Origin of the sequence: uncultured Acetobacteroides sp., from assembly GCF_963667355.2 — a bacterium.
Classification (GTDB): Bacteria; Bacteroidota; Bacteroidia; order Bacteroidales; family ZOR0009; genus Acetobacteroides.
In genome coordinates, this window is the sequence record NZ_OY763328.2 from 3,512,667 (window position 1) to 3,531,003 (window position 18,337).

Below are 18,337 nucleotides of genomic sequence, written 5' to 3' on the forward strand. Positions count from 1 at the left end.
CATTTAGACTCTCTACAAAATTATTAAAATGAAAAGAATCCAAGCCATACTCTTGTTCTTTTGCATCTTTTTAACGCCAGCCGTTAAGGCTCAGGATGCGTATAGTAGCTACTTTACGGATAAGTCGTTACGGATTGATTTTCTGCTGGCAGGCGATGCCTCCGCGCAGCATGTGTACATCGACAAGTACTCCGAGGAGCCTACCTGGGCGGGTACGCGCACCAATTTGGTGGCTCCCTTCGAGTATGGCGAGTACCAGGTTAAGGCCTACGACAAGGCTACTGGTAAGGAGATCTTCAAGGTTGGGTTTAGCACCCTCTTCTTCGAGTGGCGCACTACCGCCGAGGCAAAGGTGCTGCCCCGCGCCTATCCGCAGGTGGTAACCATGCCTTTCCCCAAGGCTATCGTCGATGTCGAGTTCTTCGAGCGCAACCGCACCACTGGCGGCTGGACCTCGCTGCTGAAGACCTCAATCGACCCAACCAGCAAGTTCATCAGCCGCGAGGCAAAGCCCAGCTACCCCCGGAAGAAGATCCTCGATAACGGCACCCCCGATAAGAGGGTCGATCTGGTATTCGTAGCCGAAGGGTACACCCAAAAGCAGATGGCGAAGTTCGAAAAGGACGTTCGCGAAATGGTCGACTACATGTTCCAGCGCGAGCCCTACAAGTCGCGCAAGAGCGATTTCAACGTTTATGCCGTAATGGCGCCCTCCGAAACCGAAGGTCCCGACAACCCCGGCAAGGGCTACTGGAGCCGCACGCCGCTTGCCTCCACCTTCTACACCTTCGGAACCGATCGCTACCTCACCACATCCGACTACAAGGCGGTGCGCGATGCCGTTTGGGATGTTCCTACCGATGCCATCTTCATCTTAACCAATACCGACGTTTACGGCGGCGGCGGAATCTACAACTACTACGCCATGGCATCGTCGGACAACAAGTTCAAGGGCGAGGTGATGATCCACGAGTTCGGCCACTCGTTTGCCGGCTTAGCCGACGAGTACTTTAACTCCGAAACCGCCTACGAAGATTTCTACAACCTTAAGTTGGAGCCTTGGGAGCCCAACATCACCACGCTGGTAAACTTCGATGCCAAGTGGAAGTCTATGCTCCCAGTGGGCACGCCAATCCCAACCATTGCCGACCCCAACAAGCCCCGCGAACTGGGCGTTTACGAGGGTGGCGGATACATGGCTAAGGGCATTTACCGCCCAATCGACAAGTGCCAGATGCGCGTAAACACCAAGGATGGGTTCTGCCCAGTTTGCCAGCAGGCCATTTCGCGCATGATCGACTTCTACGTCAAGTAGAGCCTTCCATTATTTATGATACTAACAAAGAGACGTGCAACCAGGCACGTCTCTTTGTTTTAGCGGATGGCTTACCGCTGGTTTTACCCCTCTTTTTCTTCGCTATTTCCACCCAATGGCGTGCTTCCCTAAGCTGCCTCTGTCAATTATCTGATCTTTTACAAAGAATTATTCAAAACAAGGAGCTATTTTTGGCACGCTTAAATTTACAGGGTGGAAGCCCTTCAAGTTGCAATCACGTGAGGGCGGTTGGCGTATTTCCCTTGTTAACGAAAAGGAATCGAATAGATGGATATGAAGAGCATAAGCATTGATTCTTCGCTCGAAGAGATCAACGAGTCGTTCAAGGGAACTCTTATGGAGAATCTTGGCATAGTAATCACCAAAATCGAAAAGGGTAGGGTTGAGGCAACGATGCCTGTTGATCATAGAACGATGCAGCCTGTAGGGATACTTCACGGAGGGGCTACCATAGCGCTTGCAGAGACGATTGCCGGCCATGGCTCTTTCCTTTTAGTTGATAATGCTACCCGTGATGTTCGCGGCATGCAGCTAAGCACCAGCCATATTTCGGGTGCTCGCGATGGCGAGGTGAAAGGGATTGGAACCATAATTCACCAGGGAGCCTCTACCCATTTATGGAACGTTGATGTGTTTCAGGGCGAACGCCTCATCTCATCAATACGTGTTACCAATATGATTATTGAACGCAGATAGATGTCTATTGTACCTACTCAATATGCCCGTTTACTAGATGAACTTATTGCTCGGGGAGTTGCTTTTGCTTGCTACTTCCTGCCTTTTAGCACCGAGCCTACGCTTATTGTAGAAGATAGCGCTCCTATAGAGTTGGGTTCATTTAGCGATCTTGATGGAGAGGACGGCTTTGTATTTGCTCCTTTTATATTAAGTTCCGAGAAACCGCTGCTGCTGTTTAAATCGAAGAGCATTTACTGCGGTTTTGTTGATAAGATCTCGAAGCCAACGGGTGGTGTCGTTTCGAACGGGAATAGTTCGGATCATTCTACAACATCCGAAATATACAATGCCACTTTTAGCCGCTTTATGGAGCAGCTGAAAGGAGGTCGCTTTTCTAAGCTGGTGCTGTCGCGTAAGCTGGTTGTCGATCGGCATGCAAAGAGCATCGGTAAGGTTTTCCTTAACGCTAAAGACGCATACCTTTCAGCCTTCACCTACTTGGTGAATGCGCCTAAATCGGGTCTGTGGCTTGGCGCTACGCCGGAACTTCTGCTTAAGGGAGATGCCGGATGCTTTCAAACCATGGCGCTTGCCGGAACAATGCCCGTATCGGAAGGTGTTTCGGAGTATACATGGAGCGCAAAGGACCGCGAGGAGCAGCAGATTGTCACCGACTATATCTCAGATCGTCTTACCTCTTGCGGGGTTGTCGAAATGGAAAAAGAGGGCCCTGCAACCGCAAAGGCTGGTAACGTGGTACACCTTAAAACAACCTTTAGGTTTACGGCGGATGGCAATGTTGGCGTCGGAACTCTTGTTGATACGCTGCATCCAACGCCTGCCGTATGTGGGTTGCCCAAGGAGGAGGCGCAGCAGTACATTACTGAAACGGAGCAGCACCATCGGGAGTACTATACCGGTTTTGCCGGTGTTGTTCGCTCGAACAAGGAAACCGAATTATACGTAAATTTGCGCTGCATGAAGGTGGAGGCGCAGCAGTTCTCGCTTTTTGCAGGTGGTGGTATCACCGCCAAATCGGTGGGCGAGAGGGAGTGGATGGAAACCAACCATAAGCTTCGAACCCTCCAATCAATAATAGAAGCAGACGATTAAATGTACTCCAACAAGAAAAGTATTCAGCAGCTTTTGGCGCTCATGCTCGAGCATGGCGTAACCAATGTGGTTCTATCGCCAGGGTCGCGCAATGCGCCGCTTATACATACCTTTAGCCAGCATCCACAGCTTACGTGCTACACCATCGTGGACGAGCGAAGCGCTGCCTACTTTGCCCTTGGACTAATCCTTAAGACCCAAAAGCCAGTAGCAGTTTGCTGCACGTCGGGCACTGCGCTGCTCAACTATAGCTCGGCAACCGCCGAAGCCTACTACCAGAAGCTTCCGCTGATGGTCATCTCTGCCGATCGTCCCGCCCACTGGGTTGGGCAGGCTGACGGGCAAACCATCAACCAAAAGAATGTGCTTGCCAACTTTGTGAAGCGTAGCGTTACGCTTCCCGAGATTCATAGCGCAGAAGATCTCTGGTTGTGTAACCGATTGGTGAACGAGGCGCTGGTTGCTCTAACCCGCATTGATGCAGGTCCTGTTCATGTAAACATCCCGCTCTCCGAGCCGCTATACGAGTTTACCGAGGAGGTTATCCCATTGGCTCGGAAAATTCGGCTGGTGGAGGGTAAGGCTGATGTTCCCACGGCATACGTCGAGGAATGGGGCACCTTCACCAAGAAAATGGTGGTTGTTGGGCAGCTTCTTCCAAGTGAAGAAATGGCAGGTGCTATCGAGAAATTATCTAGGCGTGGTGATACCGTAATCATCGCCGAGCATACAGCAAATTTGCCATCGGCAGTTAGCGTGCGGCAGTTCGAGCAGGTGCTGGTGTCGCTATCCGAAGCAGAAAAGGCTCAATTTGCGCCCGATATACTGTTAACCATTGGCGGACACATCGTGTCGAAGCGCTTTAAGCAGCTTATTCGCAAGTGTCAGCCTTCAAAGCATTGGCGTATTGGCTGCGATGTGGTTGATACATACCAGTCGCTAACCGATTTGCTTGATGTCGATGCTCCTTCGTTTGTAAATGAAATAGCAAAAGTTGAGGTTGGCGCTACGGAATATCAAGATATATGGACTAATCGTAGCGAGCGTATTCAATCGGCAGGAGCGGAATACTTAAAGAGTATTCCTTACTGTGATTTGCTCGTCTACAAAACCATCTTCGAGCGGATGCCCTCGGGGATTAGCCTTCATCTGGGAAACAGCACCCCGGTGCGCTATGCGCAGCTATTCGCTCTATCAAATGATATTGATGTGTACAGCAACAGGGGCACCAGCGGCATAGATGGCGTTGTTTCAACCTTTGCTGGATTTGCCTCGAAAAACGATAAGATGTCTTTGCTGGTTGTGGGCGAACTCTCGTTCCTGTACGACTCCAACGGGCTTTGGAATCGGTATCTTTCGCCCAAGGCTCGAATCATCGTCATCAATAATGCCGGTGGCGGCATCTTTAGGCTGATTGATGGTCCATCAAGATCAGAGGCATTAGAGCAGCACATCGAGTACCGCCATGGGCAGTCGGTTGAGAATATCGCAAGAGCGTTTTGGGTTGAGTACCTATCCGCATCCAACGAAAAAGAGCTGGAGAATTCGTTTGCTACGCTAATGGATCAGAACATCAACAAGCCAATGCTGCTCGAGGTATTTACCCCTTCGGAGCTAAACTCGGAGGTTTATAAGGGCTATTTCGAATATTTAAAAACTAAATAAAGGCTACGACTATGGCTGAGAAAAGAGAATGGTCAACCATTAAGGAGTACGAAGAGATTCTTTTCGATTACTTCGAGGGTATTGCTAAGATTACCATCAACCGTCCACGCTACTACAACGCGTTTACCCCAACCACGGTTAGCGAGATTAGCGATGCGCTACACATCTGCCGCGAAGATCAGCAGATCAACGTTATTGTGCTTACCGGCGCCGGCGATAAGGCGTTCTGCTCGGGCGGCGACCAAAACGTTAAGGGTGTTGGCGGCTACGTGGGTAAGGACGGGGTACCTCGCCTAAATGTGCTAGAGGTTCAGCGCCAAATCCGCTCGATGCCAAAGCCTGTTGTGGCCATGGTAAACGGCTACGCTATTGGTGGTGGACACGTGCTACACGTTGTGTGCGACCTAAGCATCGCCTCGGAGAATGCCATCTTCGGGCAAACAGGTCCTAAGGTGGGGAGCTTCGATGCCGGATTGGGCTCGTCGTACCTGGCGTCCATCGTAGGACAGAAGAAGGCTCGTGAGATATGGTTGCTTTGCCGCCAGTACAGCGCCCAGGAGGCTCTGGAAATGGGCTTGGTGAACAAGGTTGTTCCTTTCGATAAGCTCGAGGACGAGGTGGTAGAGTGGTGCCAAATCATGATGCAGCACAGCCCAATGGCGCTTCGCATGCTTAAGCTGGGCATGAACGCCGATTTGGACGGACAGGTAGGCTTGCAGGAGTTTGCCGGTAATGCAACCCTTCTTTACTACCTCACCGAGGAGGCTCAGGAAGGTAAGCACGCATTCCTCGAAAAGCGTAAGCCTGATTTCCACAAGTTCCCAAAGTATCCATAGGAGATTATTCCTTTTTGATATGCTAAACGCCCGAAGATTGCTTCGGGCGTTTTGTTTTATGCGGCTCGCCGCAGCGCGTTTTCCACCGCCCACCCCAATTTGGAGCTGACCACAGCGCGGTGAGGTTCCCCAGCAGGTGGTTGGTGCTCGCCGCAGCGCGTTTTCTCTCGCCCACCACAATTTGGAACTCACCACAGCGCGGCGAGGTTCCCCAGCAGGTGGTTGGTGCTCGCCGCAGCGCGTTTTCTCTTGCCCACCACAATTTGGAACTCACCACAGCGCGGCGAGGTTCCCCAGCAGGTGGTTGGTGCTCGCCGCAGCGCGTTTTCTTCCGCCCACCCCAATTTGGCGCTCACCACAGCGCGGTGAGGCTCCCCAGCAGGTGGTTGGTGCTCGCCACAGCGCGTTTTCTCTCGCCCACCACAATTTGGAACTCACCACAGCGCGGCGAGGTTCCCCAGCAGGTGGTTGGTGCTCGCCGCAGCGCGTTTTCTCTCGCCCATCACAATTTGGGTGCTCGCCGCAGCGCAATGAGTATTTGAGCTATCTTTGCTTCCCATAATAGTAAAATAAGTAGCTATGTCAGCATCGGAATACACCTTCAACGTAGCCTCCAGCTGCACCAAGTGCAGCGCCTGCTCGCATGTATGCCCTTCGGGGATTATCGTAATGACCGCCGATGGTCCAACCCTGCCCAATGCCAAGATCTGCATCCGGTGCGGGCATTGCGTGGCGGTTTGCCCAGTTGGCGCGCTCGACTTAAGCCTTACCCCCCTTGCCAACCAGAAGCCAATTGACGCCACTCTTGGCATCGACTCCGAGCGTGCTGAGCAGTTCCTGCGTTCGCGCCGATCTATTCGCAGCTACCGGAAAAAGGAGGTTGCCGCCGCCGACCTAACGCGCCTGCTGGAGGTTGCCCACTACGCCCCATCGGGTGGAAATACCCAGAGCGTATCGTACGTGGTAATCAACAAGCGCGAAATTCTGGGTAAGCTATCGGCGCTAACGCTCGATTGGATCACGGAGATGTCGAAGGTTAACGCCTCGATGCGCTCGTACAGCAACCTGATAAGCATCAGCCGCGAAACGGGTACCGATGTTATCTTTCGGGGTGCGCCCGCCCTGGTGGTTGCCGTAGGTTCTCGCAAGATGCCTATTGTACGCGACAATGCCCGGTTTAGCCTTGCCTATGCCGAGCTCTTTGCCCCAACGCTTGGGTTGGGTACCTGCTGGGCTGGCTTCTTCGAGATGTGCTCATCTGCCTATAACAAGGAGGTGTACGACCTACTTGGGCTGTCGGAGGAGCAGATGGTGGTAGGCGCGCTGATGGTGGGCTACCCCAAGTACCACTTTAAGCGTTTAGCCGATAGAAATGCGCTCGACTTGAGGTTTCTTTAGCTCCCCGAACCTCCTCTGCCGAAGGCATTCTGTTGCGAGTGTTTAAATTCGGTTAACGTAATATTCGCCTATTCCCTTCGGAGATGCTCAAACAATTTCTATCTTGCACGCCGTGTTTCACGTGTTTTTTTAACTCTCAAAACAGAAAAGAAATGAAGTTTTTTATTGATACCGCAAATCTCGATCAGATAAAAGAGGCAAACGATTTGGGGGTGCTCGATGGCGTAACCACCAACCCATCGCTAATGGCTAAGGAAGGGATTAAGGGCGATGCGAACGTAAAGGGCCACTACGTGCAAATTTGCAACATCGTTGATGGCCCTGTTAGCGCAGAGGTTATTGCTACCGATTACGAAGGTATGATCCGCGAGGGCAAAGAGCTGGCTAACCTTCATCCCAACATCGTGGTTAAGGTTCCCTGCACCAAGGATGGCATTAAGGCAGTAAAGTACTTTTCCTCGAACGGGATTAGAACCAACTGCACCCTTATCTTCTCGGTAGGGCAAGCCCTTCTTGCCGCCAAGGCTGGAGCAACCTACGTTTCTCCGTTTGTTGGTCGCCTAGACGATATCTGCTCGGATGGCGTCGAACTGGTAGGTAAGATCGTTGAGATGTTTAACATTTACGGGTACGCTACCGAGGTTCTTGCGGCATCCATTCGTAGCAGCCAGCACATCATCGACTGCGTAGAAGTAGGAGCCGATGTGGCAACCTGTCCGCTAAGTGCAATCCTAGGTCTTTTAAAGCACCCGCTTACCGATAGCGGTTTGGCGCAGTTCCTATTAGACTACAAGAAGGTGCAAGAGTAATTTTAGCTAAGCACTAGGTCCGATATTGTGAGCCTGATAGCAATCCTATCAGGCTTTTTTTTTTGATTGGGGTAGAAAACGTAATTTATCATAAGACAATATCGAAAGATATGAGTACTTTTGCACGCATTTGCAGCTCTTGAGGTGCATGTTGAACTAACCGATAAAAAAAACGCCTAAACATGAAAGGAATAGTACTCGCAGGTGGAAGCGGAACGCGCCTTTACCCAATCACCCAAACGATATCGAAGCAACTCCTTCCTATTTACGATAAGCCGATGGTTTACTATCCCATTTCGGTGCTAATGCTTGCCGGAATTCGCGACATCCTTATTATATCTACCCCCCAAGATACGCCTCGTTTCCAGGAACTCCTTGGCGATGGTAGTCAATTCGGAGTAAACTTTCAGTATAAGGTGCAGCCTTCGCCAGATGGTTTGGCGCAGGCATTTATTCTTGGCGAAGAGTTTATCGGAAACGACGATGTTTGCCTTGTTCTTGGCGATAACATTTTCTACGGATACGGACTTTCGGGCATGCTTCATCGAAGTGTTGAGATTGTGAAGAAGGAGCGCCGAAGCGTTGTGTTTGGTTATAACGTAAACGATCCCGAACGTTATGGCGTTGTGGAGTTCGACAAAGACGGTAAGGTGCTAAGCATAGAGGAAAAACCTAAAGATCCAAAAAGCAGCTACGCTGTAGTCGGATTGTACTTTTATACTAACGATGTTATTCAGGTTGCCAAAAACGTAAAACCTTCGGCTCGTGGAGAACTCGAGATAACTTCGGTAAACCAGGAATACTTGAATAGAGGTATGCTCAATGTAGAACTTATGGGGCGTGGCTTTGCTTGGCTTGATACTGGTACGCACAAGAGCATGCTAGAAGCTAGCCAGTTTATCGAAACCATCGAGGAGCGCCAGGGATTAAAGGTTGCCTGCCTCGAAGAAATTGCCTACAACAAAGGATATATCAGCGCCGAGCAGGTGAAGACGCTTGCCGAACCAATGGCTAAAAATCAGTACGGGCAATACCTTCTTCGTTTAGTGAAGTAAAATCGCATAGAGGGTTACTTGCAGGAATAATTTATTAGTTACAACTATAAGCAATGCAATTTATAGAGACTGAAATCCCCGGAGTTTTTATTGTTGAACCTAAAGCGTTCGCCGATAATCGAGGATACTTCATGGAATCCTTCAAGGAGGACGAGTTTAATAGGAATATTGGAAAGATTCACTGGGTTCAGGATAATGAGTCGATGTCGAGTAGGGGAGTGCTTCGTGGTTTGCACCTTCAGACTGGAGAATTTTCTCAAGCTAAGCTGGTAAGAGTAGTTGTTGGTAAGGTGTACGATGTGGCGGTTGATGTTCGCGAAGGTTCGCCAACCTATGGGAAGTATGTTGGTGTCGAACTTAGCGACGAAAATCATCGACAGCTATTCATCCCTCGAGGATTCGCACATGGATTTCTCGTATTGAGCGATACTTGCATCTTCCAGTATAGGGTGGATAATGTTTACTGCAAGGAGAGCGAAGCAGGGTTTCACTATAAGTCGTTTGGGGTTGAGTGGCCATATGTTAGTGGCAATTTCATCATTTCAGAGAAGGACTTGAAACTCAAAACAGCTAAATAATCCTTGATTGGTATAAGAATTGTTAGGGTGTTTTCCATTTTTGTTGTAGATTCTTTATTGGGTGATTGATATGATTCCCTATTTTTGAATCGATTTTGCTGTTTTTATTTTAAGTAACTGGGATTTTATTCTCAACCGCTTTTTTAATTTTTTTGATATTCTATGGATAAAACTGTTGTTATCAACTTACTTATTTGTTTAACATTTGCCATTTCAGCAGCAATTGGTTTTATTATTGTTCCTCGAATTGTTATTATCTCAAGGCGAAAGGGGCTTTTTGATTTTATAAACGAGCGAAAGGTTCACACCAAACAGGTTCCTCGATTAGGAGGCGTTTCGTTTCTGCCCGCCCTTCTTTTCTCTGTATCCTTCGTAATGGGAATCCGTTACCTTGTTGGGATTGAAGTTGCCGATAATATTTCTCATAATGTTTTAGTTGAAACGCTGTTTTTGCTTTGCAGCTTGGTCGTACTGTTCTTTATTGGTTTGGCTGACGACCTGATTTCTGTTAGCTTTAGGTATAAGCTGCTAAGTCAGGTACTGGTGGCTGTTCTAATGATTGCTTCTGGTGTTTATGTTGATAACATGCACGGTTTTTTCGGAATGCACGAAATCCCTAATTGGGTTGGGTATATCCTAACGGTCATTCTTGTTTGCTTTGTGATAAATGCGATAAACCTGATTGATGGTGTTGATGGTTTAGCCTCAGGCTTGAGCAGTATAGCGCTTGCGTCGCTGGGCGTTTGGTTCTTGGAGCAGCATCTTTTTGTCTACTCTATGCTTGCATTTGCCATGCTGGGCGTTATTATCCCCTTCTTTATTTACAATGTTTTTGGGGGTAAGAATAAGATCTTCATGGGTGATACGGGATCGCTTCTTATCGGATACCTAATTGCGTTTTTAAGCGCAAAGCTCTGCATGATATCTGTCTCTGGGCCCGTGTTCGAATTTAGGGGCGCTCCAATCTTTATCTTTGCCATTCTTTTTATTCCGCTTTTTGATGCAGCGCGGGTGTTTGTTGAAAGGATGAGAGCCGGAAAGTCTCCATTTTATCCTGATAAGACGCACATTCACCACAAATTTTTGGCGTTAGGTTTCTCGCATCGGCAAACAATGGTGTCTATCGTTCTTGTTGAGGTGGTGGTTATTGTTGTTGATATCATCCTCAGCCAATACCTTGATATTACCCTGATGTTCTTCGCCAATATTGTTTTGGGCGTGTTTATGATGGTTGTTCTTCACCGTATTCAGTCGAAGTTTGATGATAGTGAAGAAGTCGAGCATCTTAAAGAGTTTAATACAATGAGCGTTGAGAAGGTGAAGAACAGGATATAGCCCCTAATGCGCGTTTAATTTGTTGGGCACACTTTCCTTGTTGCCGTATCGCTTGTTTTGTTCGGATATTGGCTTGCCAGCTTTGTTCGAATGTGGCTCCTAAGCTGGTGTAAAAAGGCTTAACTACTGCTTTTTTTACTTGGACTGTTGCTTTTAATTGATAGTTTTGCACGGCCTGTAAGGCATTTTGACGTAAATCAACTATCCTAAAATCCGACAATGAGCTATAAGGGAGGTCATCTGGCTGCGCTGAAGTATCTGTTCCGCGAATATCTTGGCTACCTACTCTTTTGGGTGGCATTCTTTTTCACTTCTCGCCTTCTTTTTATGGCAGTTAACTTCCGCGATACCACAGGAGTTGCAGCTGCCGACTACTTCGGAATATTTATCCATGGCTTGCACATGGACCTTTCGATGATTGGCTACCTGGTGATGCTATGCGGGCTATTCTTCATCGTCATCAGCTGGATTGCCCCTCAATTGGCCAAGCGCTTTGCGGCAGGGGTTACGCTGACCTTTCTTATCATCCTTTCGATTGTCGTTATTTCCGATGCGGTTCTTTTTGGCTACTGGGGCTTTAGGATGGACTCCACCCCGCTGCTCTACCTTAAGACGCCGAAGGAGGCTGCCGCATCGTTGAATATTGTTCAGCTCGTTTCGTTTCCTATTGCCATTGGCTCGTACGTGGTAGCCTGGTGGTTCATCTACAAAAGATTCGTAAATACTAGAACAACCGTAGAGGCTCGCCTGCCATGGTGGAGCATCCTGCTGATATCCTTGAACATTATTCCGATACGCGGAGGTTTTGGCATCTCGCCAATGAATCCCGGAAAAGCATACTTCTCCAAGAATGCCTACACCAACCAGGCGACCATCAATGTGGCATGGAATGTATTCTATTCGCTCAACAAGATGGAGGATACCGACCGCGAGTACAACTTTATGGACATCAAGGAGGCGCAGCGGATCGTTGCCGACATGTATAAGCAGTCGGGGGAGACGGAATACATCCTGAACACCCCAAAACCCAACGTAATTGTGCTGATGATGGAGAGCTTTGCGAGCAACATCACCGAAACGCTGGGCGAGGAGAAGGGGGTGACCCCCAACCTGGACAGCCTGATGCGCGAAGGCGTGCTGTTTACCCACATCTACAACGATGGGCAGCGGTCGGAGAAGGGGCTGGTGTCGGTTTTGAGCGGCTATCCGGCGCAAACCACCACCTCCATCATCAAGCATAACGCCAAGGTGCTGAAGCTGCCGGTGCTGGCAAAGGATTTTAAGGCTAAGGGGTACAGCACCGCCTACTACTACGGCGGCGACATCGGCTTTGCCAACATGCGCACCTACCTGATATCGGCGGGGTACGACCGCTACGTTACGCAGGACGACTTTGCGGCCGATCAGCTGCAGTCGAAGTGGGGGGCGCAGGACGAGTTTGTCTTCAACCGCCTTTTCGACGACCTGAAGGCCGAGCGGAAGCCGTTCTTCTACACCTTCTTTACCTCGAGCAGCCATGAGCCCTTCGATGTGCCCATGAAGACGGTGATAAAGGGCGACGACGAGGACTCGAAGTTTATGAATGCGGCCCATTACACCGATAAATGCCTAGGCGACTTCATCCGTAAAGCCAAAAAGTGCAGCTGGTGGAACAATACGCTCATCGTGCTGGTGGCCGACCACGGCCGCAGCTGCCCCAGCAGCCTAAAGATGTACGATGAGAAGCGCAACCGAATCCCCATGCTCTGGCTGGGAGGCGCGCTGAAGGTAAAGGGCGTGAAAGTTGACAGGCATGGAGTGCAGCACGACCTTGCGGCAACGCTTCTCGCGCAGCTGAAGATGAATACCAAACCCTACATGTTCTCGCGCAACCTATTGGACAAGAACTTTAAGGACTGGAGCATGTTTACCTTCAATAACGGCTTCGGATACGCCGAGGGCAGCTCGGTGGTGGTTTACGATAACGTCGGAAACACCTATCCGCAGGAGATTAACCCTACCGCAGAGGTGAGAAAGAGGGGAAAAGCCCTCTTCGAGGTGTATAACCACCACTTTGTAACCCTATAGAAGCGGAGAGGCTCCTGTTTGGGAGGGTTATGGTAGCAATGGTATTGCCGCTCCGCGTTTTTTGAGGTGCTTTAGGTGCATATGTGCTACTATTTGCCCTACCATTAACGCATAGGAGCAGAGCCGCAGCCTTGAGCTTACGTACTTGGCACTTAGATGATATGAAATCGCTAGCAGCTAGATGGAGCACAGAGGATAACCTTCGGTTGCTTAGCTCTCAGATTCCTTTATCAGGTAAAGGTTGGCGAAATTCGTTCGCTTATCTCGGGGTCTTCCGTATCTTTGTACCTCTGCGCTGAGTCGCTGCGCAAGAATGCATCCTGATGGATGCCCTAACATTTAAAGAAAGAAGTAGATATGACAGAAATACAACGTCCGCTTATCCTAATATCGAATGACGATGGCATAAACGCCCGCGGTATTGCAGCATTGGCCGAGATAGCCAAGCAATTTGGCCGCGTAGTAGTGGTAGCCCCCGAGCAGGGTCAGTCGGGCATGTCGCACGCCATCACATCAGCCATTCCCGTGCGCCTTCGCCACGTAAAGGAGGAGGACGACGTATCGTGGTATGCGGTAAGCGGCACCCCTGCCGACTGCATCAAGCTAGCGATGTACGAAGTGCTCCACCGCAAGCCCGATTTGGTGATATCGGGGATCAACCATGGCTCCAATGCCTCGGTGGCCGTCATCTACTCGGGAACCATTGGCGCAGCGGTAGAGGGAACGCTCTACGGCATTCCTTCAGTGGGCTTCTCGCTGCTCGATCACTCGGCCAATGCCGATTTTACCGCCGCCAAGCGCTGGTTTCCCCCAATCATCAAGAAGGTTTTGGAGAAGGGATTGCCCCATTTTACCCTGCTCAACGTAAATATCCCCAACATTCCCTCCGAAAAGATCAAGGGATATGCTCATTGCCGCGTAACGCACGGCAACTGGAGCGAAGAGTACGAGAAGCGCACCGATCCGCAGGGGAAAGAGTACTACTGGCTTACCGGATACTTCCATAACGACGAGCCATCGGCAACTGATACCGACGAATGGGCGCTGGCCAACGGCTATGTGGCCGTTGTTCCGGTGTATGTCGACTGGACGAACCGCGCATTCCTCGACCAGATGAAGCAGGAGTGGGTATTCGACGAAGAGATGGCTAAAAAACTGTAGTCAAACAGCATAACGCGAAAAGGAGAGCACTACCAGGCTCTCCTTTTTTGCTATCTGGGGGCGAAAAGCTCCTTGTTTTAACCGAAAGAGGGGCTCTTTGAATCGAAAAAGCCAGTATTTCGATTCAAAAAGCGAGTTTTTCAATCAAAAAACTCATTTTTTCGATTCAAAAAGGGGCTCTTTGCAATGAAATACTCCTTTTTTCGATTGAAAAAGAGGGTGTTTACATTGAAAAACTCATTATTTTGATTCAAATAGCGGCTTTTTGAATTCAAATACTCATTTTTTCAATTCAAAAAGTCTCTTTGGGGATCGAGATACTCCCTTTTTCAATCGGAATACTCTCTTTTTTGATTCAAATACTCAGTTTTTACATTCAAAAACGCAGTATTTGAATAGAGAAAGCAGTTTTTTGAATTTAGATTTACCGTATTCTAGCCAGACGAGATGCTTTGGGAATTCGAATTTTCCGTATTTCAACAGATGTTTCCACTCTATTTGCGCCATTAAAGCGCTATTCATCTGCAAAAGGAAGGCTATTATTAGGCAATGAACCTTCTGTTATTCCAGTAAACATTATTCGGATAAAAAGGGTTAAGCCTTTTTATTAAAAATTTATTTTCTAAGACCAGAAAAAAAGTGACCCTATTTATTTAGCTTTCAAATCCTACAAAAAGCCCCGTAAATACTAGCAATTGCAAAATATGCTATTGTAAAAATGACCCTAAAAGAGGTGTAATCGGCTATACATCTTGCATATGTAGTGTTGCTTTTTGCTAAAAATCATTTTAAATTTGATTATTGAAGTTTTTCAAAAAACAACACTTCAACTTAAGGAGAAAAAATGTCGTAATTAAAAACCAAGAATGTTATGAAGATTGTAATTCCCACCAATCTAGACAAACGGGCAAAACTTGCCAAGGACATTATGGGGAGAGCCACTCAAGATGGCGAGAAATCGCCCATCAAAACTATTATTTCGGATCCATTAAAGGCGAAAATTGAAACTGTGGAGGTAAAAGCGAAACAGGCCAACGAGTATCGCCGTCAAGTGGAGGTGCTTATTGAGGAAAGAAATAATCTAATGAAAGAAGTTGATCAGTTTATTAGAAGCAGCCGTGACATTCTTACCGGCATATTCCCCAATGAGCCCAAAAAGCTTACCGAATACGGTTTCGAGGTTGACGAAAATAGATCGAAGAAGTCATCTGCTCCAAAAAAGTAAGGCTATACTACCCTAATATCGAAGGGAACCCGACATATCTGGTTCCCTTTTCTTTTGATGTGTGGCTATTTATACCTCCATGGGGCGTTAACGGAGCTTTATATGCAGGCAATCTGATTAATCAGAGCCGTTTTGCAGAAAAAATGTTTGCCCTTCGTCCTAATGTCGGCGTCAATCGCTTACCCCTCTTTTTTTCGCTGGCAAAATGCTCAAATCCTCACATCCGCTTCGCAAAAAGCGAATTAAATCTTAGCTTTGTAGTACTTATAAAAAGAACTTCAAACGATGGTAGAGTTTTTTAAACGCGACGCCAATAGGACTGGGATTGTTGCGGCTGCATCTTTCCCCCTAGTTATTCTTGTAGTTGCCCTTTTAATCATGTCGGGATCGATCAAGCTGTGGTCCTACATCCAAACCATGCTGATTCTTGGAACGTTTTCGAAGATTCTGAGCCTATGCGTTTACCCTAACCTAATCATCTTCTACCTTTACCTGCACTACAACCGCAATCGTAGCGCCAAAGGGGTGGTTTGGGGAACCATGATTATGGCTACCGTTGTCCTGATTGTTTACCTGCTTCAAAAAATATACTAAGGATGAAGTACTACCTGGTTGCAGGCGAGGCTTCGGGCGACTTGCACGGCTCTAACCTGATGAAGGGGCTTAAGCAGCACGACCCGCAGGCCGAATTCCGCTTCTTTGGCGGCGACTTGATGGCCGCCGTTGGCGGAACGCTGGTAAAGCACTACCGCGAGATGGCCTTTATGGGCTTTCTGGAGGTGGTGAAGAACCTGCGCGCCATATCGCGCAACTTTTCCGACTGCCAGAGCGACATCGCCGCGTTTATGCCCGATGTTATCATCCTAATTGACTATCCGGGCTTCAACTTCCGCATCGCCAAGTGGGCAAAGGAGCGGGGCATAAAGGTTTTCTACTATATAGCCCCCAAAGTTTGGGCTTGGAAGGAGGGGCGCGTCAAGCGATTGCAGCAGCACGTCGATCAGCTCTTCACCATCTTTCCATTCGAGACCGATTACTTCCGCCGCTTCGGCATTAAGGTGTGCTACGAGGGCAATCCGCTCGTCGATGCGCTCGATCAGAAGCGAAAGACGCTCCCTACATTCGACGAGTTTGTGGCTGCGAATCAGCTGGAGAAGAAAAAAATAGTGGGTCTGCTCGCCGGCAGCCGAAAGCAGGAGGTGGAGAAATGCCTTCCGCTGATGAAGCAGGTGGCGGCACGCTTCCCCGAATACCAGTTTGTGGTTGCGGGAGCGCCATCGCTCTCGCGCGAGTTCTACGCGCCGTTTTTGAGCGACGGTGCGGTGAAAATGGTCTACAACCAGACCTACGAGCTCTTCAGCGTATCCACTGCGGCGCTGGTAACGTCGGGAACGGCCACGCTGGAGGCGGCTTTGCACCGCGTTCCGCAGGCTGTGTGCTACCGGACGAGCCATATCTCGGCAGCAATTGCCCGAGCGTTCATAAAGATTAAGTGGGTGTCGCTGGTAAACATCATCATGAACCGCGAGGTGGTGCGCGAGCTGCTGCAGTACGACATGACGGTGGACAAGATGGCCGAAGAACTCGAAGCGCTGCTCCCCGGTGGCGCAAAGCGCGAGCAGGTGCTCCGCGACTATGCCGAGCTGATGCAGCTGCTCGGCGAAGTGGGCTCGTCGGAGCGCACCGCTAGGCGAATGGTCGAACTTTTATCGGAGTAGGGCTGGTGAGGCAGGTTGGAATCTCGTTTATCCTGTTCGGATTGCTGCTGTTGGGAGGTGGATTTTCCAAACTCTTCGCCCAACCGTACGCTCCAAGCAAGTCAACGAAGATTCTTATCTCGGTTTACGCCCAGCAGCGGCCCCAAAGCCTCATCCTGAAGCCACAGCAGGAGGTCTTTCGGGTTTTTGGCGGAGGCATCCAGCTGGCCGAGCTCAAAAAGGACGAGCTGCTCTACATAACTTCGGCAAAAGGGAAGGTGCGTATTCGTACCATCGATCGGGCGCTGGGCACTTTCGTCAAGGTGCTTGTCAAGGCGGCCAACGATTCGGCCGTTTTCAGCCTCAACCCAGCCAATCCCTCCTCGAAGAGCCCCCGAAAGTACGCCGGGCGCATCACATTTGCGGCCAACGATGCCGGAGTGGTGTCTATCCTCGAAACAGACTTCGAGCAGTACATCGCAGGGGTCGTAGAGGCCGAGATAGGAGGGAGGCAGCCCTTGGAAATGTACAAGGTGCAGGCCGTAATTGCCCGAACCTTTGCCCTCGGGCACATGAGTAAGCACAAAGCCGAGAGCTTTAACCTTTGCGACGACGTGCATTGCCAGGCCTACAAGGGGATTTCCTCCTCCAACCCCGATATTGTAAAGGGATGCGAGCAAACTCGCGACCTAGTCGTCGTAAACCGCAACAACGAGCTCATAACTGCGGTGTTCCACGCCAACTGTGGCGGGCAAACCGTCAACTCCGAGGATGTATGGCCCAAGTATAAGAGCTATCTGCGCTCGTGCCCCTGCCCGTACTGCTCCAACTCGCGCAGCTACCGATGGCGCATGGGCGTTCCCCTCTCCAAATGGGACAAATACCTTACGGATAACGGCGTTGCCGCACCTCCCGATCTGCTTTCCAAAGATTTTAGGCAGGAAAAGCGCAAATCGATAGTCGAACTTGGAAATGTTGCCTTCCCGCTCTATAAGGTGCGGAAGGATTTCGGGTTGCGCTCCGCCTTTTTCAGCTTTACGCAGGTTGGCGACAGCATAATCTTTTCGGGAAAGGGCTACGGCCACGGCGTAGGGCTTTGCCAGGATGGCGCATCGAACATGGCGCGGATGCATATGTCGTACCAGCATATCATCAGCTACTACTATAAGGGCTGCAAGATCATAAATAGGCAGAATGCCGTTCCAGAGACAAGCGACGACAAGGCAACGGGCGACGATGGCGCCGGAATGGTTGCCACATTGGCACCCCCTGCTTCATGCAAGGTGCAAGCTGATGCCGATTCCTCCGCAAATTCTCCTTGATAGGATGTTACTATAAATAGAAAGTCCCCTGCAAGCTCGCTTACAGGGGACTTTCCGTTACG

The 18,337-nt window shown here is 49.5% G+C and carries 16 protein-coding genes; all 16 read left to right on the forward strand.

Going from position 1 to position 18,337, the window contains the following annotated elements:
• Nucleotides 1–28 precede the first annotated feature (28 nt).
• Nucleotides 29–1,315 carry a M64 family metallopeptidase gene (locus ACHZA1_RS14500; protein WP_320052579.1) on the forward strand — a complete coding sequence of 429 codons (1,287 nt, stop codon included), beginning with the start codon at nt 29–31 and terminating at the stop codon, nt 1,313–1,315.
• Nucleotides 1,316–1,603: 288 nt separating this feature from the next.
• Nucleotides 1,604–2,032, forward strand: a complete 429-nt coding sequence (locus ACHZA1_RS14505) for a hotdog fold thioesterase (RefSeq protein WP_320052580.1) — start codon at nt 1,604–1,606, stop codon at nt 2,030–2,032.
• A complete protein-coding gene (locus ACHZA1_RS14510) occupies nt 2,033–3,127 on the forward strand; it encodes an isochorismate synthase (protein WP_320052581.1) in 1,095 nt (364 codons plus the stop codon).
• Nucleotides 3,128–4,792, forward strand: a complete 1,665-nt coding sequence (gene menD / locus ACHZA1_RS14515) for a 2-succinyl-5-enolpyruvyl-6-hydroxy-3-cyclohexene-1-carboxylic-acid synthase (protein ID WP_320052582.1) — start codon at nt 3,128–3,130, stop codon at nt 4,790–4,792. It begins immediately after the preceding gene.
• 11 nt (nt 4,793–4,803) lie between these two features.
• Nucleotides 4,804–5,628: a 1,4-dihydroxy-2-naphthoyl-CoA synthase gene (menB, locus tag ACHZA1_RS14520; protein WP_320052583.1), complete on the forward strand. Its 825-nt coding sequence runs from the start codon at nt 4,804–4,806 to the stop codon at nt 5,626–5,628.
• 579 nt (nt 5,629–6,207) lie between these two features.
• Nucleotides 6,208–7,026, forward strand: coding sequence for a nitroreductase family protein (locus ACHZA1_RS14525; RefSeq protein ID WP_320052584.1), 819 nt, complete (start codon nt 6,208–6,210; stop codon nt 7,024–7,026).
• Nucleotides 7,027–7,178: 152 nt separating this feature from the next.
• A complete protein-coding gene (gene fsa, locus ACHZA1_RS14530; protein WP_320052585.1) occupies nt 7,179–7,835 on the forward strand; it encodes a fructose-6-phosphate aldolase in 657 nt (218 codons plus the stop codon).
• A 182-nt stretch (nt 7,836–8,017) separates the two neighbouring features.
• Nucleotides 8,018–8,890, forward strand: a complete 873-nt coding sequence (gene rfbA, locus ACHZA1_RS14535) for a glucose-1-phosphate thymidylyltransferase RfbA (protein ID WP_320052586.1) — start codon at nt 8,018–8,020, stop codon at nt 8,888–8,890.
• 53 nt (nt 8,891–8,943) lie between these two features.
• On the forward strand, nt 8,944–9,468 hold the full coding sequence (rfbC, locus tag ACHZA1_RS14540; RefSeq protein ID WP_320052587.1) for a dTDP-4-dehydrorhamnose 3,5-epimerase: 525 nt from the start codon (nt 8,944–8,946) through the stop codon (nt 9,466–9,468).
• 162 nt (nt 9,469–9,630) lie between these two features.
• Entirely contained in the window at nt 9,631–10,803 is a 1,173-nt protein-coding gene (locus ACHZA1_RS14545; protein WP_320052588.1) for an MraY family glycosyltransferase, read from the forward strand.
• 219 nt (nt 10,804–11,022) lie between these two features.
• Nucleotides 11,023–12,870: a sulfatase-like hydrolase/transferase gene (locus ACHZA1_RS14550; RefSeq protein ID WP_320052589.1), complete on the forward strand. Its 1,848-nt coding sequence runs from the start codon at nt 11,023–11,025 to the stop codon at nt 12,868–12,870.
• 357 nt (nt 12,871–13,227) lie between these two features.
• Nucleotides 13,228–14,031: a 5'/3'-nucleotidase SurE gene (gene surE, locus ACHZA1_RS14555; RefSeq protein WP_320052590.1), complete on the forward strand. Its 804-nt coding sequence runs from the start codon at nt 13,228–13,230 to the stop codon at nt 14,029–14,031.
• Between the two features lie 871 nt (nt 14,032–14,902).
• A complete protein-coding gene (locus ACHZA1_RS14560; protein WP_320052591.1) occupies nt 14,903–15,256 on the forward strand; it encodes a hypothetical protein in 354 nt (117 codons plus the stop codon).
• A gap of 285 nt (nt 15,257–15,541) precedes the next feature.
• On the forward strand, nt 15,542–15,850 hold the full coding sequence (locus ACHZA1_RS14565) for a hypothetical protein (RefSeq protein ID WP_320052592.1): 309 nt from the start codon (nt 15,542–15,544) through the stop codon (nt 15,848–15,850).
• Nucleotides 15,851–15,852: 2 nt separating this feature from the next.
• Nucleotides 15,853–16,974, forward strand: a complete 1,122-nt coding sequence (gene lpxB / locus ACHZA1_RS14570) for a lipid-A-disaccharide synthase (protein ID WP_320052593.1) — start codon at nt 15,853–15,855, stop codon at nt 16,972–16,974.
• A 5-nt stretch (nt 16,975–16,979) separates the two neighbouring features.
• The gene (locus ACHZA1_RS14575) at nt 16,980–18,275 is read left to right on the forward strand and encodes a SpoIID/LytB domain-containing protein (RefSeq protein WP_320052594.1); all 1,296 of its coding nucleotides are present in this window, start codon (nt 16,980–16,982) and stop codon (nt 18,273–18,275) included.
• The last annotated feature ends 62 nt before the right edge of the window (nt 18,276–18,337 follow it).